Origin of the sequence: Paenibacillus sp. FSL R7-0198, from assembly GCF_038000415.1 — a bacterium.
Lineage (GTDB): Bacteria > Bacillota > Bacilli > Paenibacillales > Paenibacillaceae > Paenibacillus.
Genome location: NZ_JBBOCB010000002.1, coordinates 54,670 through 81,076, shown reverse-complemented (window position 1 = coordinate 81,076; position 26,407 = coordinate 54,670). Strand labels below are relative to the sequence as shown.

General features: G+C 43.8%; 28 protein-coding genes. 19 read left to right on the top strand and 9 right to left on the bottom strand.

The features are described 5' to 3' along the window. Positions 1-27 precede the first annotated feature (27 nt). The 3 genes from MKY87_RS29925 to MKY87_RS29915 are packed head-to-tail and all read left to right on the top strand — an operon-like array spanning position 28 to position 2,109. A complete protein-coding gene (locus MKY87_RS29925) occupies positions 28-849 on the top strand; it encodes an ABC transporter permease (protein ID WP_339790627.1) in 822 nt (273 codons plus the stop codon). After that, on the top strand, positions 842-1,555 hold the full coding sequence (ccmA, locus tag MKY87_RS29920) for a heme ABC exporter ATP-binding protein CcmA (protein WP_339783966.1): 714 nt from the start codon (positions 842-844) through the stop codon (positions 1,553-1,555). Before MKY87_RS29925 ends, ccmA begins: the two co-directional genes overlap by 8 nt. Before the next feature lie 11 nt (positions 1,556-1,566). Beyond that, a complete protein-coding gene (locus MKY87_RS29915) occupies positions 1,567-2,109 on the top strand; it encodes a TlpA family protein disulfide reductase (protein ID WP_339783965.1) in 543 nt (180 codons plus the stop codon). Positions 2,110-2,290: 181 nt separating this feature from the next. On the opposite strand, the gene metE is transcribed toward MKY87_RS29915, so the two are convergent. Further along, the gene (metE, locus tag MKY87_RS29910) at positions 2,291-4,585 is read right to left on the bottom strand and encodes a 5-methyltetrahydropteroyltriglutamate--homocysteine S-methyltransferase (protein WP_339783964.1); all 2,295 of its coding nucleotides are present in this window, start codon (positions 4,583-4,585) and stop codon (positions 2,291-2,293) included. 269 nt (positions 4,586-4,854) lie between these two features. Here metE and MKY87_RS29905 point away from each other — a divergent pair, with 269 nt between their 5' ends. Together MKY87_RS29905 and MKY87_RS29900 are read left to right on the top strand one after the other, a co-directional pair. After that, a complete protein-coding gene (locus MKY87_RS29905) occupies positions 4,855-5,253 on the top strand; it encodes a DUF3888 domain-containing protein (RefSeq protein ID WP_340967670.1) in 399 nt (132 codons plus the stop codon). Between the two features lie 16 nt (positions 5,254-5,269). Then, the gene (locus MKY87_RS29900) at positions 5,270-5,893 is read left to right on the top strand and encodes a hypothetical protein (protein WP_340967668.1); all 624 of its coding nucleotides are present in this window, start codon (positions 5,270-5,272) and stop codon (positions 5,891-5,893) included. Positions 5,894-5,966: 73 nt separating this feature from the next. Here MKY87_RS29900 and MKY87_RS29895 read toward each other — a convergent pair whose 3' ends face one another. After that, positions 5,967-6,632 carry an MBL fold metallo-hydrolase gene (locus MKY87_RS29895; RefSeq protein WP_340967667.1) on the bottom strand — a complete coding sequence of 222 codons (666 nt, stop codon included), beginning with the start codon at positions 6,630-6,632 and terminating at the stop codon, positions 5,967-5,969. Positions 6,633-6,850: 218 nt separating this feature from the next. On the opposite strand from MKY87_RS29895, the gene MKY87_RS29890 reads away from it, so the two are divergent. After that, positions 6,851-7,321, top strand: a complete 471-nt coding sequence (locus MKY87_RS29890) for a GNAT family N-acetyltransferase (RefSeq protein ID WP_091016394.1) — start codon at positions 6,851-6,853, stop codon at positions 7,319-7,321. Positions 7,322-7,462: 141 nt separating this feature from the next. On the opposite strand, the gene MKY87_RS29885 is transcribed toward MKY87_RS29890, so the two are convergent. Next, a complete protein-coding gene (locus MKY87_RS29885) occupies positions 7,463-7,828 on the bottom strand; it encodes a winged helix-turn-helix transcriptional regulator (protein ID WP_340967790.1) in 366 nt (121 codons plus the stop codon). Positions 7,829-7,933: 105 nt separating this feature from the next. Here MKY87_RS29885 and MKY87_RS29880 point away from each other — a divergent pair, with 105 nt between their 5' ends. Continuing rightward, positions 7,934-8,791 (top strand): arginase family protein, encoded by an 858-nt coding sequence (locus MKY87_RS29880; protein ID WP_340967666.1) that lies wholly within the window; start codon positions 7,934-7,936, stop codon positions 8,789-8,791. A 148-nt stretch (positions 8,792-8,939) separates the two neighbouring features. Further along, complete coding sequence (locus MKY87_RS29875) at positions 8,940-10,211, top strand: MFS transporter (RefSeq protein ID WP_340967665.1); 1,272 nt, start codon at positions 8,940-8,942, stop codon at positions 10,209-10,211. Here MKY87_RS29875 and MKY87_RS29870 read toward each other — a convergent pair. Next, on the bottom strand, positions 10,206-11,018 hold the full coding sequence (locus tag MKY87_RS29870) for an undecaprenyl-diphosphate phosphatase (protein WP_036608062.1): 813 nt from the start codon (positions 11,016-11,018) through the stop codon (positions 10,206-10,208). The two genes, MKY87_RS29875 and MKY87_RS29870, sit on opposite strands and share 6 nt — an antisense overlap. Positions 11,019-11,229: 211 nt before the next feature. Here MKY87_RS29870 and MKY87_RS29865 point away from each other — a divergent pair, with 211 nt between their 5' ends. From MKY87_RS29865 to MKY87_RS29845, 5 genes are all read left to right on the top strand, one after another. Continuing rightward, positions 11,230-12,258, top strand: a complete 1,029-nt coding sequence (locus MKY87_RS29865; RefSeq protein WP_340967664.1) for an ABC transporter substrate-binding protein — start codon at positions 11,230-11,232, stop codon at positions 12,256-12,258. 186 nt (positions 12,259-12,444) lie between these two features. Continuing rightward, entirely contained in the window at positions 12,445-12,870 is a 426-nt protein-coding gene (locus MKY87_RS29860) for a MarR family winged helix-turn-helix transcriptional regulator (protein ID WP_017688556.1), read from the top strand. A gap of 138 nt (positions 12,871-13,008) precedes the next feature. Further along, positions 13,009-13,653, top strand: coding sequence for an SDR family oxidoreductase (locus tag MKY87_RS29855; RefSeq protein ID WP_340967663.1), 645 nt, complete (start codon positions 13,009-13,011; stop codon positions 13,651-13,653). A gap of 51 nt (positions 13,654-13,704) precedes the next feature. Beyond that, positions 13,705-14,049 (top strand): rhodanese-like domain-containing protein, encoded by a 345-nt coding sequence (locus tag MKY87_RS29850; protein ID WP_339783956.1) that lies wholly within the window; start codon positions 13,705-13,707, stop codon positions 14,047-14,049. Between the two features lie 111 nt (positions 14,050-14,160). Then, positions 14,161-15,183 (top strand): NADH:flavin oxidoreductase/NADH oxidase, encoded by a 1,023-nt coding sequence (locus MKY87_RS29845; protein ID WP_340967662.1) that lies wholly within the window; start codon positions 14,161-14,163, stop codon positions 15,181-15,183. Positions 15,184-15,320: 137 nt separating this feature from the next. Here MKY87_RS29845 and MKY87_RS29840 read toward each other — a convergent pair whose 3' ends face one another. Continuing rightward, on the bottom strand, positions 15,321-16,244 hold the full coding sequence (locus MKY87_RS29840) for an AraC family transcriptional regulator (RefSeq protein ID WP_340967661.1): 924 nt from the start codon (positions 16,242-16,244) through the stop codon (positions 15,321-15,323). Positions 16,245-16,533: 289 nt separating this feature from the next. On the opposite strand from MKY87_RS29840, the gene MKY87_RS29835 reads away from it, so the two are divergent. Further along, a complete protein-coding gene (locus tag MKY87_RS29835; protein ID WP_340967660.1) occupies positions 16,534-17,112 on the top strand; it encodes a TetR/AcrR family transcriptional regulator in 579 nt (192 codons plus the stop codon). 99 nt (positions 17,113-17,211) lie between these two features. Here MKY87_RS29835 and MKY87_RS29830 read toward each other — a convergent pair whose 3' ends face one another. Then, positions 17,212-17,625, bottom strand: a complete 414-nt coding sequence (locus tag MKY87_RS29830; protein ID WP_338594643.1) for a MerR family transcriptional regulator — start codon at positions 17,623-17,625, stop codon at positions 17,212-17,214. Between the two features lie 192 nt (positions 17,626-17,817). On the opposite strand from MKY87_RS29830, the gene MKY87_RS29825 reads away from it, so the two are divergent. The 3 genes from MKY87_RS29825 (at position 17,818) to MKY87_RS29815 (ending at position 20,009) form a co-directional block, all read left to right on the top strand. Further along, positions 17,818-18,858, top strand: coding sequence for an NAD(P)-dependent alcohol dehydrogenase (locus MKY87_RS29825; protein ID WP_340967657.1), 1,041 nt, complete (start codon positions 17,818-17,820; stop codon positions 18,856-18,858). A 179-nt stretch (positions 18,859-19,037) separates the two neighbouring features. Continuing rightward, a complete protein-coding gene (locus tag MKY87_RS29820) occupies positions 19,038-19,511 on the top strand; it encodes an HIT family protein (protein WP_338594646.1) in 474 nt (157 codons plus the stop codon). A 126-nt stretch (positions 19,512-19,637) separates the two neighbouring features. Continuing rightward, on the top strand, positions 19,638-20,009 hold the full coding sequence (locus MKY87_RS29815; RefSeq protein ID WP_076317922.1) for an iron chaperone: 372 nt from the start codon (positions 19,638-19,640) through the stop codon (positions 20,007-20,009). A 74-nt stretch (positions 20,010-20,083) separates the two neighbouring features. On the opposite strand, the gene MKY87_RS29810 is transcribed toward MKY87_RS29815, so the two are convergent. The 3 genes from MKY87_RS29810 to MKY87_RS29800 all read right to left on the bottom strand — a co-directional run bounded on the left by MKY87_RS29810 (position 20,084) and on the right by MKY87_RS29800 (position 22,638). After that, positions 20,084-21,064 carry an aldo/keto reductase gene (locus MKY87_RS29810; protein ID WP_340967654.1) on the bottom strand — a complete coding sequence of 327 codons (981 nt, stop codon included), beginning with the start codon at positions 21,062-21,064 and terminating at the stop codon, positions 20,084-20,086. 231 nt (positions 21,065-21,295) lie between these two features. Beyond that, complete coding sequence (locus MKY87_RS29805; protein ID WP_340967653.1) at positions 21,296-22,174, bottom strand: SDR family oxidoreductase; 879 nt, start codon at positions 22,172-22,174, stop codon at positions 21,296-21,298. Between the two features lie 146 nt (positions 22,175-22,320). Then, entirely contained in the window at positions 22,321-22,638 is a 318-nt protein-coding gene (locus MKY87_RS29800) for a winged helix-turn-helix transcriptional regulator (RefSeq protein ID WP_017688544.1), read from the bottom strand. A 364-nt stretch (positions 22,639-23,002) separates the two neighbouring features. Between MKY87_RS29800 and helD the strand changes: the two genes are divergently transcribed. Beyond that, positions 23,003-25,417 carry an RNA polymerase recycling motor HelD gene (gene helD, locus MKY87_RS29795; RefSeq protein WP_340967651.1) on the top strand — a complete coding sequence of 805 codons (2,415 nt, stop codon included), beginning with the start codon at positions 23,003-23,005 and terminating at the stop codon, positions 25,415-25,417. Positions 25,418-25,638: 221 nt separating this feature from the next. Next, complete coding sequence (locus MKY87_RS29790; RefSeq protein WP_339783946.1) at positions 25,639-26,343, top strand: SDR family oxidoreductase; 705 nt, start codon at positions 25,639-25,641, stop codon at positions 26,341-26,343. Positions 26,344-26,407 lie beyond the last annotated feature (64 nt).

Sequence of the window (26,407 nt, the reverse complement as noted above, 5' to 3'; positions counted from 1 at the left end):
AATGACAATAGAAAATGGTGATCAATGATGTCAGATATGATACAGATTGCAAGAAAAGAAGTGAAAATGGGATTTCGCAATCCTTGGGCATATTCGTTTCTGATTCTTTTTTGCACATTTAGCTTAAGTTTGTTACTTCTAAATTCACAGAATCTGGTTGAAGGATATTCGGGCACCACAGGTTCGATGTTGAATCTCATTCTCTACCTTTTGCCATTAATGACGCTATTCCTCGGTTCCTTTTCATTAACATCGGAAAAGGAAGACGGTAGCTGGCAGCTGCTATCCACGTATCCCATTGGCACGATGTCTTTTATTGTGGGCAAGTATCTTGGGCTGTCGATTGTTTTGATCACCATTGTTGCATTTGGATACGGCCTGATGGGGGTCATTAGCGGAGTAATCGGAAATCCACTGGATGCCATGACATATCTTCTCTTTCTGGCATTCTCGTGTGGACTGGTGTTGTTATTTCTGACGCTGGCTCTATTCATCGGTTCATTGTCGCGCAATCGGTGGCAGGCGTTAACCATATCCGTGACCGTATGGTTCTTCGCTGTCATTGGGTGGCCAACATTATTGCTTTCTGTGCTGGGACTGATGCCTTATCTGTGGGTCAAACCGCTACTGATTATACTAACACTTATCAATCCGGCCGAGCTGGTACGTTTGTATGTCGTGATCAAACTGGGAGGCGGCTCCATTCTGGGACCAGAATATTATCGATGGGTGGAGTGGGTGCAGCAACCAAGTGGCAGTTGGATCTTCATCGGGATATGCCTGTTCTGGATCACCTGCTCTGTCCTGGCGGTATACGCGATCTGGGAGAGGGGGCGTTCTCATGGATAAAGCGGGGCTCGAAGTGATAGGATTGTGCAAATCCATTAAAAAGCAACCGATTGTTGAGGATATCTCCTTTCACATGAATTCTGGCCAAGTGCTTGCCCTCTGTGGAGGGAATGGCGCAGGGAAAAGCACGGTTCTGCGAATGATCGCAGGAATTCTTCGGCCTACCTCCGGTGAGGTTGCGGTGAACAATGTGCGATGGTTGAAGGAGCGCAAGCGTTATTCAGAGCAGATTGGATATATGCCGGACGATTATCAATTTAATCAAGGACTGAGTGCGGAGGAAATGCTTCTGTTCTGGGCTTCTCTGAGGAAAGTTCCCAAGGAGAGAGTACAGGAAGTACTGACCATGGTAGGTTTGGAGGATCAAAAGAAAAACCGGGTTACGACCTTCTCCAAAGGCATGCGCCAACGTGTGTTATTCGCCCAGGCTGTGCTGTCGAAACCTCCACTGCTCATCATGGATGAGCCAACAAATGGATTGGACCCATTCTGGATGCAGGAATTAACTCAGCTGCTCAAGGGAATCAAACAGGATGGTCACATGGTCGTGTTCTCTACCCATCAGCTTGAGATCGCAGAAGATATTGCGGATCAGGTGATATTCATGAACCATGGACGTAATGTTGGAGAGGGCTCCACTCACGACTTTTGTGATCAATTCGGTTCGCTCCATGCAGCATTTCATCAAAGTCTTGGTTTAAAGTGAAGGTGAGTTTAATGCAGAAAAAGAGTTTTAAAAGTAGACGTACACTTACAATTTTGATTGGTGTGATCGCATTGTTAGCAGGTACATGGGCCATTTTTGAAAATGTATCGACACCCGAATCTCGGCGAGGTAACGCCATTGAAGCTGGTGCCGTGGCTCCTGAGTTTACAGCGGTTAATTCAGCAGGCGAACAAGTCAGGCTGTCGAATTATCGTGGCAAAGCCGTCATGATTAACTTTTGGGCTTCATGGTGCACACCCTGTGTAAGGGAGATGCCACTCGTTCACCAGATCGCTCAGGACTATCAGAACGACGTGGAAACCCTGTTTGTTAACGTGGGGGAATCGAAGGGCACGATCCGTGAGTTTATGGATAAGCAGGCGTTTGATTTTCCGGTGATCATTGATGTGACGGGCAATATATCAGGTATGTACCGTATTACAGGTTTGCCCGCAACAATGGTCATTGATAGGGATGGGGAGTTCCGTCACATACTGCTCGGTGAACTGACCGAAGATACACCATTGCAGCAATGGCTGGAAGAGAGTATCTAGTCGTAAGCGTTGGATGGTGATAAAAGGGGCAGGAACGCTCGAGATCGCCCAAATTTGGAGTAGATGAATGTATGTTAAAAGTAACTACAAAAATATAACATAAAAAGGCGGACACCCATCTAACGAAGGGGTGTCCGCCTTTGCTACTTTTGCTTTTGAAGATATGCTGCTTCGCAGCCGATTACAATACAGCAGCTGAAGCGTGATTGGTACGAGCGATTCTGGTTGCATCAACCATGTTGCGCAGAGAAGCAACCGTTTCTTCTTGTCCACGGGTTTTCAATCCGCAGTCCGGGTTAATCCAGAACAGCTTCGGATCAAGAACACGCAGGGCACGTTCAATCATGCTGCTCATTTCATCTACACTCGGAACACGTGGACTATGGATGTCATATACGCCAAGACCGATACCGAGCTCATACGTATTTTCTTCAAAACTATGAATCAGTTCACCGTGACTACGGGATGTCTCAATGGAGATAACATCCGCATCCATAGCTTCAATGGAATCAATCATGTCATGGAATTCGCAATAGCACATATGCGTATGAATTTGAGTCGTTTCATGCACCGTGCACGTGGAGATACGGAACGCTTTGACTGCCCAAGCCAGGTAATCAGCTTGTTCATTTTCTTTCAACGGAAGCCCTTCACGAACAGCCGGCTCGTCAACCTGTATCATGCCAATGCCTGCCTGTTCAAGTGCTTCGACTTCCTGTCTCAACGCATACGCCAATTGATAGGCAATCTGCTCACGAGCAATGTCTTCGCGTACGAATGACCAGTTCATGATGGTAATCGGGCCAGTCAACATGCCTTTGACAGGACGCTCAGTCTGCGATTGGGCATATTTCGTTTCTTCAACCGTCATTTCACCAGTAAACGCAACATCTCCGAAGATGATAGGTGGCTTCACGCAACGGGAACCATATGATTGTACCCAGCCGAACTGTGTAAAGGCAAAACCAGCAAGTTTCTCGCCAAAGAATTCAACCATGTCGGTACGCTCAAACTCACCATGCACCAGTACGTCAATTCCGATCTCTTCTTGAATCTTGATCCAGATATCAATCTGATCCCGGATGAAGGCAGCATACTGTTCGTTGTTCAACTCACCCTTGCGCCACAACTGACGTGCTTTTCTGACTTCAGCAGATTGTGGGAAACTACCAATCGTTGTTGTCGGGAAGAGTGGCAATTGCCATTTGGCCTGTTGGGCTTCATGACGCTCTGCAAAAGGACGGGATCGCTCTGGCTGTTGAACACTGATGGACGCAACGGCTTTCTGTACAGCGGTACGGTTCCGATCTTCGGATTGCTGAAGCGCCTGAAGGGTAAGCTCAGCTTCGTCTATTTTGGCGGTAATCTCTGCACTCGGTGAAGATAAGGCTGTAGTCAAAAGAACGATCTCATCCAGCTTTTCATCTGCAAATGCAAGAGCATTTTTCAGTTCAGATGTAAGTTTTGTCTCACGTTCTGTTGTAACTGGCACATGCAGCAGGCTGCAAGATGATTGCACGATGATACGTTCAGGTGTCACGAACTCAGTCAATTCATTCAGCAAGTTCAGTTTTGCTTGAAGGGAAGCTTTCCAGATCCCACGTCCATCAATAATACCTGCACCAAGCACTTTGTCTGCCGGGAAACCGGATGTCCGAATGGATTGTGTGTTACCAGAGAGTCCGTGTACAAAATCAAGTCCTACACCTTGAACTGGCAATGCCACAATGTCGCTGTAGTTTTCGACAGATTCAAAGTACGTTTGCAGCATGATATTCAAGCCTGGAACAGCTGCTGCAAATGTTTCATATATTTTATTCAGACGCTGTACGTCTTCATCGCTTAATTTGGTTACCAGAATAGGTTCGTCGATCTGCACCCACTGAACGCCTTCGCTTGCAAGTTCTTGAAGCAATTGAGTGTACAGTGGCAGCAAACGGTCCAACCAAGCGTCCGTCTCGGATTTATCATAGCCCTTGGAGAGCTTCAGGAAGGTCAAAGGTCCAACAATAACCGGTTTTCCTTCAATGCCGAGTTTTTCTTTTGCTTCACGATAAGCGAGAAGTGGTTTGTTCTCCGTCAGATTCGGGGAAGCCCCGTCCAGTTCAGGTACAATGTAGTGATAGTTCGTGTTGAACCATTTTGTCATTTCACTTGCTGCGGCATCTTTCGTTCCTCGTGCAATGCCATAATATACGGACAACGGAACGGAACCACCATCATAAGCAAATCGTTTAGGGATAATGCCAAACATCACAGCCGTATCCAGGATATGATCATAATAGCTAAAGTCATTCACCGGAATGATGTCGATGCCTTTTGCTTGTTGCTTGCGCAAATGATCGATACGGATCTCCTGCAAACGTGCGTGAAATTCTGTTTCCTCCAGCTTACCTGCCCAGAACGCTTCCAACGCTTTCTTCCATTCCCGATCAGCACCAATACGCGGATATCCCAATACACTGCTTTTTGTCATCGTTTAAAACCCCTCTGCTTTTATGTTACACAAAATTTATCACAGATCCGGAGTTATAATGTAATTCCATTAAATTATACCTAGTTATAGCCTGAGGCTATATCCAAAGGTGTATGCTTCATAAGTTGAATTAACGAGTATTTACACTTGCCACTCCGATGACAGAATAACCTTCCAACTCAGCTAAGGATAAATAATAGATCGTAATCATATTTTGTATGCTTTTGCATTCGCTCGGGATAATAGAAAGTAAAAAAAGGTGGATGAGTATGGTAATTCAAAAACGATTTGTTCTCTTAATACTTTCAGCTATAACATTAATGATAAATAGTGTTTCCCTATACACAGATGTTACATATGCAGATCCTGAGAGCGTACAACAAGAAAACTATAAGCCATTAGCACTTACGATGCTCAACTCTTACATTGCTCGTGAGATTACCAACTATTATCAGGCAAATCATAAACCTGTCCCTAGCTACGGTCTATATGATATTCATGTATTGGAACTTAAAAGGCGCACACAAGGTGGTTATAACTTTCGAACCGTTCTGGAAGTCAGAACTTTCTACGGTCCACATAACCCGCCATATGGGAAAGAGATCATTACGTTTGAAATAGACCCCACTAATGTTACAATGGTGAACTACGTTCATACGAATGATTGAAAGGAAGGCGGTACGCATGAACCTGTATCATATCCAGTCGACTGTGCATGGGATCAACAGAGTAAAGTCCTTTTTGGAAGAAAATTATATTGGTATCGCTTGGTCAGTTACAGGGGATCTGGAGAATACGCCCCCGGAGCTATGGAAGGAACAGTTGGTGCTACACTATAGCTTGGATGAAGCTGAAATGGCGAACACACTTGCGACACTACATATGTTTGCTAACCTCATGCAGGATGGAGATTATGTCTTAATTAGCGATGATGAATGGACGTATGTGGGGGATATCGGGGATTATTATTACGACGATTCCGCTGGTTCTGAAGAGGACTTGATCTGTCACCGACGCGGAGTTACCTGGTTGGGGCGCATTCCTCTCACTGAGCTGAATGACAAAGTGCAGGCACTGCAGAAAGACGCATCCATCCTTGCGAAATTTGAGTATCCCATATCACAAGCACAGCTGGATCGAGGTCTTGCAGTCAGCATAACAGCCGAAGCAACGAACTCTCTCTCAACAGGGGTAGATGAAGCCACGGTTCAGACAGCTCTCCAGGTGCTGAGAGAAGCGTTACACAGTGAAGAAGAAGAGCTGCGAATTCGTGCGGCTACAGCCATTTTGCAGTATGCCAAACAATAGGAAGACTATGCTAAGACTAAGAATGGTTTCTGGTTCTAGACGGTAACCATTCGCGGATCAGCAAATTTACTATTCATGACCCTTGAGTAAGTTCTGAGATCTGTTCATTTACATTCATATCACTTCGTCCACCGTGGTAACAAATCACAGATGAAATGTCGAGTTCCATATACTTTTTCAAGGAGCAACGAGCCATTTCGATATCCAGCGTAGTAGGTTCATGAATGCCTCCAAGCCTGCCGTCTACACTATACATTGAATCTCCGGCGAAGAGCGTCTTGCTGCCCATCAAATATAGACTGATATGACCTGGCGTATGACCAGGTGTATGAATAACACGAATTCCGCCGCAAAACGGCAGTACCTGACCATCAGTTACCGTTTCATCTACTTTGCCCATTGGAGGATGCTCAAGGTGACCGTCTTTGAGAAGAGGGAGCTGTCCCTCAATATATGGCTTATCCAGCGCATGCGCATATATCTTGACTTGTGAGCCACACTCCTGCAAAATCTCGGGAAGACACCCGATATGGTCCACATCCTGATGCGTCAAAATCACTGCTTTAAGTCGGCTGATCGGCACACCAATCTTTTCGAGTGCGATACGCAAATCGTCATATTGTCCAGGGAATCCGGTATCAATTAACACAACCATTTCTTCATCCCATATCAGAACAGGGTGAGTTATATTCCCCTCGAAATTAAGCTGAAGCATCGTTATTCCCTTTGAAATTTCCATAATATCAGACCTCCGAGAGTTGAAATTCATATACATCGTTGCTTGTTATATTTCTTATGTAAACGAATAAAGACGGCAATAAGATACGTTCGGGTATTTATAGGGTGTACTTATAGAAATATTCAATGAATTGGGGAATTGACGCTTGCTGTTGGGAATGATAATTTAGATATATCATTAAAACCAATAAGTCCAATAAGATAAAGGGGGTATGTGGGATGACACATATCGTGCATGCAGCAGCTGAAGATATTCGGAGCGAAGATTCGCTGTTATTGATCAAGGAACTGAGTGAAGAACTCGGTTTGTTATATGGCGGTGATGGAACGGCGGGATTTCAACTGTCAGACGTTGAGGTGCCACGTGCGGCCTTTATCGTTGCCAGGATCGACGGGTATCCGGTTGGTTGCGGAGCACTTAGACCCCTTGATGAAACATCTGTAGAAGTTAAACGCATGTATACACGCAGTGGTTACCGCCGTAAAGGGATTGCCCAGGCTATATTGGCCGAGGCAGAGCGTCTTGCAAACGAACTTGGTTATACCAATCTGAAACTGCAAACAGGTCCCTTGCAACCAGAAGCTGCAGCGCTGTATGAGCGTGTAGGGTATTATCGAATTCCTGTTTTCAGTGGCAATTGGGACAGAGTGTTGGCCTACCAGAAAGATCTGGTACACGAAAAAGTATAATTCTACGAATTACAGCTTTTATTTGCTGAACGGACAGAGGAACACAAGATAAAAGTAAAAAAGTCGCCGATTGGCGACTTTTTTACTTTTAACATACTCCATATACTCCAATTATCTCATCTAAAATACAGACAAAAGCGTTCAATCCGTTGCGCTATTATTGATCGAAGGTTCCTGATGTTGGACACCCCATTCGCATAGTCCTTCCAAAACGGGCAATAACGTTTCAGCTTTGGCTGTCAGACGGTACTCGACTTTAGGAGGGACTTGGGGATATTCTTTCCGCTGCACCATACCATCTGCTTCCAATTCTTTGAGCTGTGAACTCAGCGTTTTATACGTGATGGCGCCGATCTGTCTTTTAAGTTCATTGAAGCGGACAGGCTGGTTATCAGCCAGAAGATACATAATCACCATTTTCCATTTGCCACCAATAACGGACAACGTGTATCCAAAAGGGGTATCTTGAATATTTTTAACTTTACCGTGGTATTCAGCCATACTCATCATTCACACTATCCTTCCGGGTAGTACCTATCCTAAAAGACCGTACTATTTATTTGTTTGGGCTCAGTTTATACTAACCTTACTTTGAAGTAAAGGGGATTTACGATGACTCAAAAAACAATACGTTTACTTATGCCACAATGGCAAGGTGGAGATAATCCTAACTACTCTTTTGGAGCGGAGCTGCTTGCATGGCTCGCACCTGACAATGATCAACCTCTCATTCATGTTCCTGTTGAGGCTTATGATGGAACATCTCTGGTAAGCGAGAACGGGATAAAAGGCAGAGCACAGCTACTTCAGCAATTGCAGGCTGCCCAGCATATTATTCAAGCTCACCAGCCCGATCGCATTGTCATGTTTGGCGGTGACTGTTTGGTTGAACAAGCCCCGTTTGCTTATTTAAATGAACGATATGGCGGAGAACTTGGTTTGATATGGATTGATGCACATGGTGATCTGGTTAGATACGAGGGTTATGACAACGGTCATACTTTACCGCTTGGGAACCTTCTTGGGGAAGGTGATCCGGAGTTTACCAAACATGTGAGTGTCCCCTTGAAGCCTGAACATGTCTTCATGGCCGGGTTGACAGCCCCCACGGAACAGGAAACCGAAGTGATTCAAAGATTGGGTATCCGAACGGCTGGAACTGAAGAATTAACCCATGGCAGGGATTCGATTAAGAAGTGGATTAAAGAGACTGGGTTCAAACATCTGGCAATTCACCTTGATCTGGATGTGCTTGATCCCAACATGTTCCGTTCATTGTTATTCGCCAAACCAGGGGAACCTTATGTGTTTTCACCAGCGGGAACCATGCAATTACCTCACTTGCTTCATCTGATCAGAGAACTGTCTGAAGAAACAGATGTAGTTGGATTAGGGATAACTGAGCATATACCGTGGGATGCCATTAACTTGAAGAATTTGCTTGGAGAAATACCTATCCTGAACCAGTGATATAGGTTATAAGTCGCCAGAATATATCAGAATACTGATATAAGGAGTCAAAATATAGGAAGATTACAGATAGAGATATCAATATTATTATATGGGTGGTTCGACGAGAATCAGAAATTAATTAAATAAACTGAGGAGAGACACCCAGATGGTCACGTTATTGTTAATCATTATTTATCTCGCATTTATAGGGCTGGGATTACCTGATGCTTTACTTGGCAGTGCCTGGTCCGTTATGAAAAACGATATACATGCGACAACAGAAATGGCTGGTTACATATCGCTAATCATTTCATTTAGTACAGTAGTGTCCAGTCTGTCCGCGAGTCGATTGTTGCACCGGTTCGGAACGGGTAAAGTCACATTATTCAGTATTCTCTCAACAACGATCGCGCTGTTGGGATTCTCATTCTCTGAGAATTTTGTGTTTTTACTGGTTCTGGCGATCCCTCTCGGTCTGGGTGCAGGTTCGGTGGATGCGGCACTAAGTAATTATGTAGCATTACATTTCAAAGCCAAGCATATGAACTGGTTGCATTGTTTCTGGGGGATTGGTGCAGTGACAGGCCCACTCGTTATGGCATATTGGCTGAATCAAGCAAACAACTGGCGTGCAGGATACGTTACTGTGGGGTTGATTTTGTTTGGGATCGTGGTGATCTTATTATCAACGTTGTCTCTATGGAAGATTTTTGAGAAGGTAAGAGTAGAGGGGTCAGGCGATGAGAAGAAACGCGTAAGCAACCGTGAGGCCATACGTATCCCCGGCGTGAAAATGTCGATGCTTGCGATGCTCTGTTACAATGGTTCCGAAACTGCTGCCGGTCTGTGGATGGCTTCTTTTTTCATTGTTAGCAAAGGAGTTTCTCCAGGTACTGCCGCAGCACTTTCCTCTCTATTTTTCATTGGCATTATCTTGGGCCGTGTAATCTCAGGTTTTCTTTCGACTCATGTATCCAGCAAAAATCTCATCAGATATGGTGGAATCATTGGATGCTTCGGATTGGTTATCCTGGTTATGCCGGTACCGTACTGGGTTGCCGCAGGTGCTTTATTTATCGTGGGATTGGGTGGAGCACCGATCTATCCGAGTATTGTTCATGCGACACCGGAACGCTTCGGTGAGAAGGCATCCCCAAGTGTAATTGGACTTGAAATGGCCAGTGCCTACACAGGTTCAACACTCATCCCGTTAGGTATGGGGCTCATTGCAAGCGAATGGGGAATGTCAATGGTACCCCTGATTCTGCTGATTCTGTTCAGTGTCATGTTCGCGGCTACGGAGCTGGTTAACAGAAGTACCAAGGCTACGCGCCTGACGGTGTGGCTCTTGCTACAGGTCATTAAGGCTCTGCCACTATATACCAAAAGGAACAACCATCGCTGGTTGTTCCTTTTGGTGTGTGGACTTTTTTTATAAGAAAATCAGCAACAATGTTCCTGCGGCAAAACAGTAATACGAAAAGTATTTCAGGTTGCCTTTGGCCATAATGCCCATAAACCATCTCATGGAGAAATACGTGACAAAAAGTGTCGTGATGAATGCGATCAGATAAGGAATAGCCAGTTGTGATCGATTCGGATCATTGGCAATGTCGGATACACCCATAATGAGTCCACCGATACTTATGGGAATGTACAGCATAAAGGAGAACTTCAAAGCGGTTTCCTGTTTCATGCCAACAGCGATGGACGCAATTACAGTTGCCCCTGAGCGGCTAATGCCCGGAATAAGAGCGACCGCCTGAGCCAGACCTACCAACAGTGCATCTTTCGTAGACAGATCACCGTCTTGCTTGCGCCCACGAAGATTACGAATAAGCCACAAGGCAACACCGGTGATTAATAACGCGATGGAAACGGTATATACGGACGAGAAAATTTCTTCAATCCGGTCTTTGAACAGGACTGCGACGACAGCAGCAGGGATCGTACCAATAATTATGTATAAGCAAAACATGAAGTCAGCTCTATATTCTTCTTTACGAGTACGCAGGTAACCCAATGCACCAATAATCAACTTTTTGATATCTTCCCTGAAAATAAAAATAATAGCGATAAGTGATGCTGTGTTTGTTAAAATCTCAAATGACAATCCATTCTGCTTGATGCCCATTAGTTTCTGGGCGATGATCAGATGACCGCTCGAGGAGACGGGAATCGGCTCCGTTGCACCTTGAACAATACCTAAAAATAAATACTTTAACCACAATATAATCTCTTCCATGTTGTCCTCCTTGAATACGTTTCATTGGCTTTCCAATGATCTCTCTTTTTAATAAAAGTGACTTGTCTACTCTATTGATGATAGCTGTTTAACTTGGTGACTTGCAAGTTAGAGTTCATAGAGAGAGGGAAATAAACATAGCTTGTCAAATCCTGCAGAGCATGATATCGTTGATAACGATTATCAATATCAACGAAAAGGTGGGTTTATTTTGCGTAAACAGATAAAATCAATATGGATCATGATGGCACTTATCTTGCTGATTGTACTTAGTGCATGTGGTCAGTCTGCGACGACCGATAGTACAACCGGTGATAGCACGAATACAGCTGCGGAGACAGAAACCAAGACGAACTCGGATTCAGCTTCTTCAGCTGATAAAGCGGCAACTGCCGAAGAGGAACTTGTTACATATCAATCGGATGCAGGAGAAGTACAGGTACCGAAGAATCCTAAGCGCATTATTGATTTGACATCATTTTCGACAGGGTACTTTGTTGCCCTGGATGCACCAGTAGTCGGCGCTTTATCAGGAGCGATGAACAACAAATATATCAAGGATCAACTTGTAGCAGCGGGCACCAGTGATCTGGGTCAAGAGCCTACACCAGAGAAACTAATCAGTTTAAAACCGGACTTATTTATCGTGTACACTGGAACAGAGGGCATCGACAAGCTGGAGCAGATTGCGCCTGTTGTACAGATTGCATATGGTAAGCGCAATTTCAAGGATCTGATGCTTGAAATGGGCAAGCTCACCAATAGAGAAGACGCAGCTAAAGCTTGGAATGCTAAATGGGAAGCGAAGATCAACGAACTGAAGCCCAAGGTTCAGGAAGCTGTAGGCGATCGCACCGTTTCCATCCTGAATCCGTACGCCAAAGGATTATTTGTATTTGGTCATAACTATGGTCGAGGCGGTGAAATTATTTACGGGGAGTTTGGTCTCAAGGCACCAGCCAAGGCCCAAGCTGAAGCGATTGACAGCGGAACTGGATGGGCTTCAATCTCCATGGAACTATTACCGGAGTATGCGGGGGATATCATCTTCACAAGCCCGTGGTCGGGAGATACAACCGATCCCAAGATCGTATATGACAATACATTATGGAAGAACTTGCCTGCGGTGAAGGCAAATCATGTGTTCCAGCTTGACCCAACTTCAGATTCGTACAACGATCCGTTAACGTTGGAAGGTCAGCTGCAATTTATTTCCGATAGCCTGCTTACCGCAAAGTAAGATTAGACTGCATAAATGGTGATACTGGAGCATTTCCAAACGTCGTTACAAGACGGGGAAATGCTCTTCTTATGAGATTAGAATGTTATATATGTCGATATTGGATGTATTTTGACCAATGTAATTAAGCTTGATACAATAGGATAACAGCTGATGAACATTAAATATCAAGTGGGGTGATCTAGATTGCAGCAAAAGAGTGAACGTTTGAATGTTTGGTTGGCTTTCTCTAACATTCATACCCATCTGAACGAGAAGCTGGAACAAGCTCTGCTTCAACAATATGACTTATCTTTGAAGGAATTTTATGTGTTAAACTTCATATATAATGCGGAGGGTAAGGAATTACGCCTACAGCAACTTCAAGAACTAGTGGGGTTGAGCCAAAGTGCTACATCCAGGCTCGTCGTTAGGATGGAAGCCAAAGACTGTGGGGCTCTGGAAAGACATGCATGTGAAGATGACCGGCGTGGCATTTACACTCGTATTACGGAGCTTGGAGAGAATAAATACAAGAAAGCACTTCAAACGTTTAATCAGGTCTTGCAAACTGAATTGGAACAGGATGGATTTGAGACTCGATTAGAGAACCTCACTAAAGAATTGTTCTAAGGCTAGGGTGAATATAGGGTAATGTAATCATTTACCCTATAAGAAGACTTGACACTCATTAAAATATCCTTTAAATTAAATGCATGCGCATGAATTTAATGTGGATGCGGTGATTTATGTATAAAGGAGGTATTGAACATGAAGGTATTCGTCGTTGGATCAAATGGACAGATTGGTCAACAGCTTATTCATCTTTTGAAGAATAGTGAAGAGCACACCGTTCTTGCCATGGTACGAAAACAAGAACAGGTAGATTCATTTGCAGCACAGGGTGTGGAAACGGTGCTTGCCAACTTGGAAGGTACGGTTGACTCACTTGTAGCTGCTGCAACGGGTTGTGACGCAATTGTATTTGCAGCTGGCTCTGGCGGTACAACGGGATATGATAAAACACTCCTCATTGATCTGGATGGTGCCGGGAAAACTATTGAAGCGGCTCAAAAAGCGGGTATTGATCGATTTATCATGGTGAGTGCGATCCAAGCCAATAATCGTGATAACTGGCATGATAACACCCTTCCATATTATGCAGCGAAGCACTATGCTGATAAATTGTTAGAGATCAGTGGATTAACATATACCATTATACGTCCAGGGATTCTAATGAATGAACCAGGAACAGGTAAAGTTTCTGCTGCCGAGAATATCACAACCGGTAACATTGCTCGTGAAGATGTAGCTCATGTGATTTTGGCCAGTTTGAGTGAAAAGAATACCTACAAGCGTTCATTTGATCTAATCGCTGGTGAGGATACAATATCTGAGGCATTGATTAGGCTTTGATGCAAAACAAAATTTTAGACGATATCTGATGAGTTAAGAGAGGGCTATACAATGATTATGTTGATGCTTTTGACCTTCATATTAGGTATCTTCATCGTTGTACGTCAATTTTGGCCAGTACGCAATCTTGAATATATAGATTATCAAGCATTTCTCAGACAAGAGCGTGATTTTCGGCAGTATAAAGTGATTGATATTCGAGATGCGACGGATTATATGGCTAATCCTACTCCGGATACGATTAACATCTCATTGGGGCGTCTTGCTTTCACATGGGAAAAATACCTTCTTCGAGAAGATAACGTAATTATAATGTCACCTGGTATGCTTCAATCCAAAAAGGCTGTTCGTATTTTGCGAAAGCATGGATTTGAATGTCTTTATGTGATGAAGTAAAAGTTAAATGTGAGTTCCAAATCATACGGAATTATTAATTGCAGGTATTTTTTCGATGCTTGCGCATGCATTTTATTATACGTGATTCATGAAAAGGGGAGTTTTATTTTGATGACAGATTTGTTTAGTCCATATTCTTTTAAAAGTCTAGAGCTTAAAAACCGTGTCGTAATGGCTCCAATGTGCCAATATTCAGTTGAGCAAAAAGATGGTATTGCAACAGATTGGCATTATATGCACTACGTTAGTCGTGCCGTGGGAGGAACAGGTCTCATTATCATTGAAATGACAGATGTGGAGCCGGATGGCCGGATCTCAGATTATGATCTTGGACTGTGGTCGGATGAACAGATCCCAGCTCTGAAGCGGATCGTCGATGCGTGTCACAGTTATGGTGCCAAGGTCGGGATCCAGATTGCTCATGCGGGCCGCAAAGCTGAAGATGCCGAAGTTCCAGTAGCTCCGTCCGCGATCGCCTTTGATGAGAATTCCAAGCAACCTAGAGCGCTCACAACGGATGAAGTTAAAGGAATGGTTGAAAAATTCCGGAGTGCTGTAGCTCGTGCTGTTAAAGCCGGATTTGATACAATTGAGATTCATGGTGCACATGGTTACTTAATTCATCAATTCCATTCTCCACTAACGAACAAGCGAGCAGATGAATATGGTCAAGATTTAACTTTATTCGGCCGGGAGATTATTCAGGCTGCGAAGGCAGAGATGCCCGAGGATATGCCCTTGATGATGCGTATTTCAGCCAAAGAATATGTAGAAGGTGGCTATGGCATTAACGAAAGTTCCGAGTTTGCCAAGGCATATCAAGAGGCAGGCGTTGACGTATTTGACATCTCATCTGGTGGCGAGGGACCTATCGCTGCATGGGGCAGACCAGGAACTCACGCGGCTTATCAAGTACCTCTCGCTAAAGCAATCAAAGAGGCTCTTGATGTGCCCGTGATTGCTGTTGGAAGACTCGATGATCCTACGTTGGCGAATGCAGTCATCGGCAATGAAGAAGCTGATCTCGTTGCAGTTGGCAGAGGTCTGTTAAGAAATCCTTACTGGGCCTTGGAAGCAGCGTCTGCTTTGCGTAAGGCAACGGACGTTCCAAAACAATATACAACTGGCTTTTAATGTACTAATGATTTAATGTTAATCATCTAATGATCTTCATTAATACATGAATAAGAAAGGACTCCTCTGACAAAACAGAAGGAGTCCTTTTTTGGGTTAAACTAGACAAGGTAAAGAAACATAATAGCCAGTCTTCATCAATAGAGTGTAGTCGTTTCATCGGCTCTGCCTCTCAAGCGTTTAATATCTTCTCTGGGCGGAAATCCGAACATGCGAGAATATTCACGGCTGAATTGGGAAGGGCTCTCGTAACCTACCTGAAATGCTACATCTGCTGCATCGGTGGATTTGGATAATAACAAGCGGCGAGCTTCTTGTAGCCTCAGTTGTTTTTGAAACTGAATCGGGCTCATGGCAGTCACTTCTTTAAAGTGTCTGTGCAGCGAAGCAGTACTCATATTCGCCAAATCCGCCAGATCCTCGACCCGAAAATTTTGCTCAGAGTGATTCATAATATATTCAATAACGTCTCTGATTCGATAGGTATGGCTGCCCTCCATGGTAGCTTGTTCCAGGGCAGTCCCATGTGGGCCTTTCAGAACTTTATAGAGAATTTCTTTTTTGAACAAAGGAGCGAGTAGTGGGATATCTTCCGAATGATCTTCCAACAAACGGGCTAACCTGACGACTGCATCCAGCAGAGATGGCTTGGCTTGGCTGACAAACATCGCACGTCTCGTCGTTTTCCGCGGTCTTGCTGGGAAATCGGAATGGTTCAATACCTCCAGAATCTCACTGGATGTGAATTCAAGTTTCAGGGCCAGATAGGGAGCCTCAGACGAGGCTTGAATCACTTGTCCACTAACCGGCAAGTCAACGGTTGCCACGATATAACTTCCTGGACCATACCGGAAACAATCCTGTCCCAGCAGGACCTCTTTCTCACCCTGAACGATAATGCAGAAGGATGGTTCATTCACTCTAAATATAGGTTCAGTAACGACCGATTCACGGATTAGAGATAATGAAGGGATTGCCGTCGGGTGCACCCCATCCTTGTTGGAATAACGGTCAATGAGTGTGGCTAATTCGTTTTGTTGTTCGTGTATTTGATCAGACATGCAAAGTTCTCCTTTTTTCCTCACAACATAATAATCACATTCTATCGTATATTGACCGAAGGCGGTAGAAAACGGATAGGAATAGGCAAACATTTGATGTGAATGGATAAGACATTCTGATTGCTGGTTACATAATCACAAGTACACAGGTCATGATATACAACAAGTACAGAAGATATACACTTACGGTTCAGCTAATACATGATAAGATGAGAATGAAAAGGGTATCTGCATCTTTTATTTACTGATCGTTCCCGATGTGTTAGATTGATTTTGGGAGGGAAGTCGAATGGCTAGAAGTAAAGAGTTTGAAGTGAATGAAGTATTGGATAAAGCAATGAAGATCTTCTGGGAACAAGGTTACGAGAAAACGTCGATGAGTGACCTGGTTGAGCATATGGGAATTCATCGCAGAAGTATATATGATACATTTGACGACAAACATTCGCTGTTTTTGCAGGCAATGGATCGTTACAGAGGTAAGGTCAGCACCACATTACTTGCAGAAATCAAGGCATCCAAGACGGCAGTGGAAGCACTGCATAAAATTTTTGATGTTATGATCAGTGAAGCAGAAGAGACACCATCCGGTTGTTTGATCGTGAACTCGGCTGTGGAGCTAGGCACACGTGATCAGGAAGTGGACAACCGATCTCTTGAATCGTTTAACGAAGCTGAGCGAATGTTCGAGCAGATTATTCAATGGGGGCAGCGGGAGGGAGAATTCTCTTCTGATCATGATGCGAAGGAAATGGCAGAGTACCTGCACAATATTTCTGTCGGTATCAGAGCCATGGCAAGAACCTCGACGGATAAAGAAAAACTAAACCGTATTATCAATGTAACGATGAAACTTTTGGAAAAATAATGAGTGGAGACATATCCAAAAAAGTAGCTTGAAATCCGTTAGAGGACTTCAAGCTACTTTTTGTATTCGCAAAATTTTTAGAGTAGAAAGCATGAACCATTAATTGGTGATGGCATTTTCCATCGGTTTAATTTTATGAATCTCTTCGGTTCCAGCCTCCAAAGCTGTTTCGTAGTAGGAGCGTTTGTGCTCGATGACTTCCATGGTCTTTCTTAGTTCCTCCATTTGTGCTTCCACAATAGCTTTTCGCTCCGTAAACATGTCATATCTTTGCTTCAGCGAGGAGTCCCCTTCAGAGCACCATTCAATGAAGTCCTTAATGTCTTTAATAGGCATCCCGGTCAGCTTCAGACATTGGATGATCTTTAGAAAGTCAATGTCGGAGTCTTTGAACAAACGTGTTCCGCTCGTGGTACGTTCCACAAAAGGCATGAGTCCTTCCTTGTCGTAGTAACGCAATGTATATACCGTAAGGTCTAATTTTTTGGCAACTTCACCGATTGAATAGGTCATTTAGAATGAATTCCTTTCTACTATGGGTAGACTTCGAGTTAACTCTAGGATTGATCCGAGTGAATTCTAACATGTTGGATTACTGGATGTCAAAGTACGTTGGAGATAAAAAAATAAGATAAACATTTGACCTAGAGTTAACTAGAGGGGGTAAGATTATTTTGAACTTTAAATTACGAGGAGGTTATACCATTGATTATAGCTAAAGCCAGAGCCGTTGACGGACCAGACCAACAATTCAGAAGTGCTGAAATTAAACGACGTGATCTGGATACCAATGATGTATTAATCGAGATTAAATATGCAGGTATTTGCCATTCTGACATCCATACTGCCCACGGTGAATGGGGACCTGTGAATTATCCACTCGTTCCTGGACACGAAATTGCCGGGATTGTAACGGATGTAGGAACCAGAGTATCCAAATACAAGGTCGGTGACCGAGTAGGGGTCGGATGTATGGTGGACTCTTGTGGTGAATGTGTTAACTGTCGCAAAGGTGAAGAACAATACTGTCTCAAAGGAAATATTCAAACTTACGCTGGAGTAGACAAATACGGTGAGCCTACGCAAGGTGGATATTCAACTCATATTGTTGTCGTAGAGGATTTCGTCGTTCGCATCCCTGATAACATTGCACTTGATGCTGCTGCACCTTTGCTGTGTGCCGGTATTACGACGTATTCACCACTTCATCACTGGGGAGCTGGCCCAGGTAAGAAGGTTGCCGTTGTAGGTATGGGTGGTCTTGGTCATATGGCTGTCAAAATTGCACATGCGATGGGTGCCGAAGTAACGGTTCTCTCCCAATCCTTAAGCAAAAAAGAAGATGGACTGCAATTTGGTGCAGATCACTACTTTGCCACAAGCGAACCGGAAACATTCGAGAAACTTGCAGGCACCTTCGATCTGATGATTAACACAGTAAGTGCGAATATTGATATTAACGCTTATTTCTCACTGCTCACGCTGGACGGTACACTTGTGAACGTAGGTGCTCCTGCAGAACCTTTAGCTGTTAACGTTTTTTCTCTTATCGGTCATCGCCGTTCATTCGCTGGTTCCATGATTGGTGGCATTCGTGAGACGCAGGAAATGCTCGATTTTTGTGCAGAACATGATATTGTACCTAATATTGAGGTCATCTCCGCCGATCAGATTGACGAAGCATACAAACGTGTATTGGCTTCCGACGTGAAATATCGCTTTGTTATTGATAACAGCACAATCTAAGTGTGTAATATTGATAGTTAAAGATAGAAGAAAGCAGCTACCGCCAAGGTCAGCTGCTTTTTGCTTATCAGTTTGTTAATTGCTGATTCGTTCTACTACCCGCGCTCTTGTCGCAACGAACAGAAGATACCTGCGTCTAATAACTAGTTAGAAAAATATGAAGGAGTGGAATGAGAGAGATGGCAGCATCATTTTCACATCAGCCCGAAGGGTATGAATGTCCATTTTGTCGTATTTGGGGTATCGAGCGACCTGATCAGGGAACAAAGCAAAGGGATATCATCTATCAGAATGAAAAGGTAACGGCATTTATAGCAGGCAAATGGTGGCCAAACAATAAAGGACATGTTCTTATTATTCCGAATCAACATTTCGAGAACATCTTTGAACTCCCTGCGGATTACGCTGTTGAAATACACCGTGCGGCTCAGCTTACTGCATTTGCAATGAAAAGTACATATGGATGTGATGGGATTTCTACACGGCAACATAATGAACCTGCTGGTAATCAAGACGTGTGGCATTATCATCTGCATGTTTACCCTAGATACGTGAATGATCAACTGTATCTGTCAAATGGTTCTCCGTCCGATCCAGATGAACGGGCTCTCTATGCGGATAAGTTGCGATCTTGGATAAAAGAAAACATTTAAAGTCTAGCAGGCTGCTCATTTTTTGTTGAGTTATTGGCAGATAAGGGTTTGGAATTTGATATTCATGATAGAATGAGTTTGAATGGGGAAAATTAAATAGTATATTTCATAATATAGGGGGAACCAATGGAGACCTTTGCAGAATTTATAGCACGCATCGATAATCCGGAACACCAGGCACGAACGGAAGAAGTTTTGAACTGGGTCACTGAAAAATTCCCGAATTTAAAACAAAAAATAGCCTGGAACCAACCGATGTTTACCGACCATGATACCTTTATCATTGGTTTTAGTGTATCCAAGCAACATTTGGCTGTTGCTCCCGAGAAGGCAGGAATTAATCGTTTTTCGGAAGAGATCACTCAGGCGGGGTATGATCACACCAAAGAGTTGGTGCGGATGAAGTGGAAACAGGAGATTGATTTTTCGTTACTTGAGAGAATGATTGAGTTCAATATAGCGGATAAGGCAGAATGTTCAACTTTCTGGCGTAAATAAATCGTGATAAAAAAAGAAGACCCCCAACTTCCGAGTACGGAAAGGGGGGTCTTCTACATTGTAAGCAAAAGCGATTATTGAGCACCTACAACAGGGTGAGGCACATAGGGCTCTTCAAGGAATGAGACGTCTTCTGAGGTCAACTTAACGGAAAGAGCACCTACCGCATCTTCCAGATGCGATATTTTGGTGGCACCAATAATTGGAGCCGCTACAGTGTCTTTTTGTAGCAACCAGGCAAGTGCAATGTGTGTGCGAGGGACACCGTATTTTTCTGCAATGGATGCAACTCGTTCAACAACAAGCTGATCCGCATCGCTGGTCGCATTGTACTTGGATTTCTGAATTTTGTCTGTCTCGGATCGGAGTGTCGATACGGACCAGTCACGGGTTAACCTGCCTGAAGCAAGAGGACTGTAGGGAGTCACACCAATCTTTTCTTCCTTGCATAAAGGCAGCATTTCTCTTTCTTCTTCACGGTAGATGAGATTCAGGTGGTTTTGCATGGAGACAAACTTGGTCCAACCATTTTTCTCTGCTACATGTAATGCTTTTTGGAACTGCCATGCAAACATGGCTGAAGCGCCAATATATCTCACTTTACCGGACTTCACCACATCATATAAGGCTTCCATGGTTTCTTCAATAGGCGTATTGTAGTCCCAACGATGAATGATATAGAGATCCACATAATCGGTTTCCAATCGTTTCAGGCTTTTATCAATCTCACTCAGGATGGCTTTTCTGGAAAGGCCAGAACCGTTGGGTCCTTTATGCATTTGTCCGTGTACTTTGGTAGCAATGACAACCTCATCCCGATTGGCATAATCCTTTAATGCCCGACCAAGGTATTCCTCGCTTGTACCCAGAGAGTATACATTAGCTGTATCGAAGAAATTAATGCCTAGATCCAGTGCTTTTTTGATCACGGGGCGAGAATTTTCTTCATTCAGTACCCATTCATGAACCCATTTACTGGCGTCCCCAAATCCCATACATCCCAGGCAAAATCGAGATACGTCCAAGCCTGTATTACCAAGTTTCGTATATTCCATGTTATGTTCAAATCCTTTCTAATGTTTATTATTGCCACCTGTATGGTGATCTATTTACACATTATTATGTCATAACAAATGTAACAACCTGTACCACATTTCTATCAAACTTTTGCCTATTCCTATCATAATCTCTGAATCTGAATCAGTTGAGGCTATTAAAGTTCTCATATAAAAAGAACAAGCCACTCGTTTCTCCAGTGAAGATTCAAAGGGCTTGTTCATAAAATATTATTTATTCATTGTTTGATGAATCCAATCGCTTATTTTGGTTAATTTAAGATTGGCTTTAATGTTATCATCCAACTCTTGATACCGTGGAAGAAGATCTGTATGCCCATCAATCCATTGGTACAATCCTTTAAGACCTGCTGCTGTCTCACTTCCCAACAAAGGCTGAATCGCTGTTTCAAAATGATCAAAAGGTAGAGACATGAAGCTGATCTTTTCACCTAATACAGCACTAAATTGTTCCGCTAATTGTGCACCTGTCAGGGCTTCTAATCCGGGTGCTGGGATAATGCTTCCTGCCAATTCCGAATGAGTCAAGGCATAATAGTGGAATTGAGCTGCATCGTTTAAGCTAATCCAGGAGATCGGCTTGTCTGCTGGTACCGGGTAGGCCAAAACGCCATTGTTCAGTATTCCGGGAATCAGGAAGTTTTCCAAGTATACAATGGGTTCCACAATGATATATGGAAGACCGCTTTGCTGCAATTCATGGATAACTTCACGTTTCAATTCAATTCCTTTGGAATGGGTGATAGGGTCAGGAACATAGGTACCCGTGTTAACAACAATCAATTTAACGTTTGCCTGTATAGCAGCATCAATTGCATTTCTGGTATATTGTCTGATCTTATCCGGATTGAACTCAACCGGTAGGTTTAGGAATACTTTACTTACACCTTCATGTGCGGTATGGAGCTGTTCCACATCTGATAGATCCCCGATGAAAGCTTCAATGTTTTGTTCCTTTAGTGTTTTGGCTGTTGCCTCATTTCGAGTAATCGTGCGAACCTCACAACCGTGTTGAACGAGTAATTGAGCGACAGCGCCGCCTTGGGAGCCCGATGCCCCATATACTAAAAATCGATCATTCTGTGTCATAGTGGTCAATAACTTCCTTTCAATATGTGATTGGAATGAATGAGTTAACACTCAGCAATGACCTCAGCATAACGAATTTAGAATAGGAGCGTAAGTACGCACATTAATGATATAGAGTATCCCTTAGGATACTATGGGAAGGCGTTTTACATATGTTTCGATCCCCAATCACCTAGCTGAAACAAGATCGAAGTCAGGCTTTGTCCTTTTTCTGTAAGGGAATATTCGACTTTAGGCGGAACTACAGGGTGGGTAACACGGTTTATCAAACCAGCTTCTTCAAGTTCTCGTAATTGCCTGGTTAACGTGCGATGTGTAATGGGGTCAAGCATTTTCTGTAATTCATTGAATCGAATTGTTGAATGGCGGATGAGCCGATTTATAATTAATAGCTTCCATTTCCCACCAATCATATTGACTGCAAACTCAACAGGACAACGGTCCTCCACAGGTTCTATATTCATATTTATGTATCCCTCCCAAAAGCATCAACTCATGTTTCATGTTTCGTTCATTTTATCGAATTTATAAAGGGGTGTATAGCTTACAGCGCATTCAGGGTATGAACCATGCCCAGGACACAAAAAAAGATGCCCCCAGTGTAGCTCGAGGGACACCTTATATAAATTATTGTTCAACTCAGACAGAACGAAAAAAAAGCATTGAACGTGAAAAAAAGCCATGATATAATCTATAGCGCAATTGACATTTCTATCGAATTTAAAGGGTGAACAATTCTTTCTCCTAATTTAATTTTACATCCGACATTCCGATTTGTCAATGCTCTTTTTTTGGTCCTAATAAATGGAAAAGGGAGTGGACTTATTCATGGATAAAACTGTGGAATGGAAGCTGGAAGAGGAAAGACTAGTGCAGGTGAGGAACAAACTTCAGGCACGACTCGACGAGCTGGAACCGAAGGTTGCCGGATTGTATGAACAGGCTGCCGAAATTCGTAAACGCTTCTGGGAAGAAGTGACGATTAACACGGGTTCGTACACGGATTTTGAAGATGCATTCTATACCATTAATCAGCAGTCCAGAGTGTTGGCCGAGAGGGAGCGCGGGCACAAGCTGTTAACACAACAATGGAAAAATACAAAGAGACTGCTTCCAACGCCGTACTTTGGCCGTTTCGACTATAAGGAAAAAGGCATGACATTGACTGAACAGATCTACATCGGCGTATCATCCTTCATGGATGAAGATGGATTGAACTTTCTAATCTATGACTGGCGTACGCCAATTGCGAGTCTGTACTATGATCACTCTCCCGGGCCAGCAAGTTATGACACACCTTCAGGACGAATTGAAGGAAAGATGGAGCTCAAGCGTCAATTTCAGATTCAACATGGGCAGCTTCATAGCATGTTTGATTCAACTGAGACGATTGGTGACGAATTGTTGCAGCAAGTGCTCGCCAAGGGTGCAGACTCACAAATGAAGAGCATTGTAGCAACGATCCAGAAGGAACAAAACGCCATTATTCGTGATGACCGAAGCCGAATGCTTATCGTTCAAGGGGCAGCTGGCAGTGGCAAGACGTCCGCTGCGTTACAGCGAGTGGCCTACTTACTATACAAACACCGCCAGACCGTCAAAGCAGATCAGATTGTACTTTTCTCCCCGAATCCGATGTTTACCAGTTATACTTCCACCGTGCTCCCGGAACTTGGCGAAGAAAATATGCAGCAGACAACTTTCCAGGAATATCTGAATTATTGGCTGGATTCCTCCTTACGACCAGAGGATGCCTTTGATCAGATTGAATATGTGCTGACAGCCCAAGAAGATCCGGGATATGAAGCTCGTCTGGAGGCGATCAAGTACAAAGCTTCCGAGACATTCCTGCAAGTGCTCCAAAACTACGGTAAGTGGCTGGGGCGGGAGGGCATGCGGTTCAACGGCATTCAATTTCGGGGACGTGAATTCATCAGTTCAGATCGAATCAAGACCCAATTTTACAGTTTGGATCAAAATCTTACCTTGTCCAACCGCATACTTCTTTTGCAGGAATGGCTGCTGAGAGAACTTATTTCGCTGGAACGTCTGGAACGGGAAGCAGACTGGGTTCTGGAGGAGTTGAATTATCTGGACACAGAAGAGTACGTGGAAGCTTTCCGCATGTTGCACAAAGAAAAGCCTGTGTTTGATGTGGCGGAAAAATACGCAGCACGAGATAACGGGAATAACAGTGCAGTGCAAGATGAGGGTGCCTTTAACTTTGCAGTGCAGGAAGAGGAGTTGCTTCGTCAGAAACTGGTGAAAGACATGTTTAAACCTTTAAGAAAGAGTGTGCGGAAATTCCAGTTCGTGGATGTGAAAGGCATATACGAACAACTATTTGTAGATGAAGCCGCTTATCGAGAACAAACGAATGGGGCAATCCCCCCGCAGCACTGGCCTGAGATCTGTAAACAGACCAAAGAAATGATTTTTCAGAACAAGCTGTTCCATGAGGATGCTACTCCGTATTTATATGTAAAAGAGATGATCGAAGGCGTCCGAACAAACACGGAGATTCGTTATGTCTTCGTGGATGAAGGTCAGGATTATTCGGCGTTTCAATATGAATATCTTAAAAAGCTGTTTCCTCGTGCCCGCATGACGGTGCTGGGGGATTTCGGGCAAGCGATCTTTATGCAGGCTACGGATTTGGCAGCATCCAACTCGCCACTGGTTCACCTTTACGGAAAAGGCGAAACTACATTGATACGCCTTGTACGCAGTTATCGTTCAACCAAAGAGATTGTTGAATTCACGAGACAGATGTTACCAGGGGGAGAAGAGATAAGACCGTTTGAAAGGGGAGATCAGAAGCCTCTTTTAACAAAATTGAAGGACGAAAATCTGCGTGGTGCACAGATTCTCACAGACATCGCCGCGCTTAAGGCGGAGGGGTTTGATTCCATCGCTGTGATTACGAAAACCGCAGCTGAAAGTCGTGATGCCTATGAAAGGTTGCAAAGTCAAGGCGGCGAAGGGTTACAGCTCATAACAAAGGATACACAGATTTTCGAAAAAGGGATCATGGTTATTCCTGTGTATCTCGCCAAAGGCGTTGAGTTCGATGCTGTCCTGATCTATGATGCTTCACCCGTCGCTTACAGCCAGGAATATGATCGCAAGCTTCTGTATACGGCATGCACACGGGCCATGCACCGACTTCATCTATATACAGTGAGTGACTGGTCACCATTTGTGCAGGCGTTACCTGCGAATCTGTATGACATAAAATCATAATCCATATGTAAATCCGTTCTCAATGAAGGACCAAAGAAAGATGCTCGGAGCCTTATTTCAAAGGTTATCGGGCATCTTCTTTTTATAAAGACATGAATCATAAAAGTTATTCTTTACTGATCGTTCCTGATGTGATAGATTGTTATTGGGAGTTATGAGAATGATCATTCCCATAACAGCTCAAAAATAAATACATTCTCAATGAGAGGAAGTAATAATAAATGAATATTTCCAAACAAGTTGCTATTGTAAGTGGGGCTAATCGAGGGTTGGGCAAGGAACTTGCTCTTGAACTGTTGGCGAGGGGAACCAAAGTGTATGCTGGCGCACGAAACCCTGAATCAATTGATCTGCCGGGGGCAATTCCACTGGAACTCGATATTACGGATTCACAATCTGTCATGGCTGCAGCTGAGGTAGCCAGTGATGTAACCCTTCTAATCAATAATGCTGGTTCCGCTACGGGTGCTTCTCTGCTCACGGGTGAGCTGAACGATATTCACTTGGAATTCAATACACATGTATTCGGTACGCTCTCAATGATTCGTGCGTTTGCACCGGTGATAGAGAAGAATGGGGGCGGTTCGATATTGAATATCCTGTCCGCTCTATCTTGGCTCAGCCTTGGTAACTCAGGTGCATATTCAGCTGCAAAATCCGCTCAGTGGGGAATTACGAATGCATTACGTCTGGAATTAGCCCCTAAGAACGTTAGTGTTGCCGGATTGCACGTGGCGTTCATGGATACGGATATGACGGCAGGTATCGACGCACCAAAAACGAGCCCAACGGATATTGCCAAAATTGCAATAGATTCCATCGAAGCGGATCTCTACGAGATTATTGCTGATGATACCAGTCGGAATGTACAACAGGGTCTTGCTGGTGGTGTGGCTGCCCTTTACCCGCAATTGTTTCAAAAATAAAGAGGCGTAGATGCATTTTCTCGTTATAAATAAAACAACCCCCACCAGATATGGTGGGGGTTAA

Coding starts and splice junctions, on each gene's coding strand:
- MKY87_RS29875 (WP_340967665.1), top strand. CDS start 8,940: ATGGTCACGTTATTGTTAATCATTATTTATCTCGCATTTATAGGGCTG.
- MKY87_RS29885 (WP_340967790.1), bottom strand. CDS start 7,828: ATGAGTATGGCTGAATACCACGGTAAAGTTAAAAATATTCAAGATACC.
- ccmA (WP_339783966.1), top strand. CDS start 842: ATGGATAAAGCGGGGCTCGAAGTGATAGGATTGTGCAAATCCATTAAA.
- MKY87_RS29925 (WP_339790627.1), top strand. CDS start 28: ATGTCAGATATGATACAGATTGCAAGAAAAGAAGTGAAAATGGGATTT.
- MKY87_RS29820 (WP_338594646.1), top strand. CDS start 19,038: ATGGCAGCATCATTTTCACATCAGCCCGAAGGGTATGAATGTCCATTT.
- MKY87_RS29840 (WP_340967661.1), bottom strand. CDS start 16,244: ATGTCTGATCAAATACACGAACAACAAAACGAATTAGCCACACTCATT.
- MKY87_RS29845 (WP_340967662.1), top strand. CDS start 14,161: ATGACAGATTTGTTTAGTCCATATTCTTTTAAAAGTCTAGAGCTTAAA.
- MKY87_RS29905 (WP_340967670.1), top strand. CDS start 4,855: ATGGTAATTCAAAAACGATTTGTTCTCTTAATACTTTCAGCTATAACA.
- MKY87_RS29895 (WP_340967667.1), bottom strand. CDS start 6,632: ATGGAAATTTCAAAGGGAATAACGATGCTTCAGCTTAATTTCGAGGGG.
- MKY87_RS29805 (WP_340967653.1), bottom strand. CDS start 22,174: ATGACACAGAATGATCGATTTTTAGTATATGGGGCATCGGGCTCCCAA.
- MKY87_RS29810 (WP_340967654.1), bottom strand. CDS start 21,064: ATGGAATATACGAAACTTGGTAATACAGGCTTGGACGTATCTCGATTT.
- MKY87_RS29880 (WP_340967666.1), top strand. CDS start 7,934: ATGACTCAAAAAACAATACGTTTACTTATGCCACAATGGCAAGGTGGA.
- MKY87_RS29790 (WP_339783946.1), top strand. CDS start 25,639: ATGAATATTTCCAAACAAGTTGCTATTGTAAGTGGGGCTAATCGAGGG.
- metE (WP_339783964.1), bottom strand. CDS start 4,585: ATGACAAAAAGCAGTGTATTGGGATATCCGCGTATTGGTGCTGATCGG.
- MKY87_RS29800 (WP_017688544.1), bottom strand. CDS start 22,638: ATGAATATAGAACCTGTGGAGGACCGTTGTCCTGTTGAGTTTGCAGTC.
- MKY87_RS29830 (WP_338594643.1), bottom strand. CDS start 17,625: ATGACCTATTCAATCGGTGAAGTTGCCAAAAAATTAGACCTTACGGTA.
- MKY87_RS29855 (WP_340967663.1), top strand. CDS start 13,009: ATGAAGGTATTCGTCGTTGGATCAAATGGACAGATTGGTCAACAGCTT.
- MKY87_RS29850 (WP_339783956.1), top strand. CDS start 13,705: ATGATTATGTTGATGCTTTTGACCTTCATATTAGGTATCTTCATCGTT.
- helD (WP_340967651.1), top strand. CDS start 23,003: ATGGATAAAACTGTGGAATGGAAGCTGGAAGAGGAAAGACTAGTGCAG.
- MKY87_RS29815 (WP_076317922.1), top strand. CDS start 19,638: ATGGAGACCTTTGCAGAATTTATAGCACGCATCGATAATCCGGAACAC.
- MKY87_RS29915 (WP_339783965.1), top strand. CDS start 1,567: ATGCAGAAAAAGAGTTTTAAAAGTAGACGTACACTTACAATTTTGATT.
- MKY87_RS29835 (WP_340967660.1), top strand. CDS start 16,534: ATGGCTAGAAGTAAAGAGTTTGAAGTGAATGAAGTATTGGATAAAGCA.
- MKY87_RS29890 (WP_091016394.1), top strand. CDS start 6,851: ATGACACATATCGTGCATGCAGCAGCTGAAGATATTCGGAGCGAAGAT.
- MKY87_RS29900 (WP_340967668.1), top strand. CDS start 5,270: ATGAACCTGTATCATATCCAGTCGACTGTGCATGGGATCAACAGAGTA.
- MKY87_RS29870 (WP_036608062.1), bottom strand. CDS start 11,018: ATGGAAGAGATTATATTGTGGTTAAAGTATTTATTTTTAGGTATTGTT.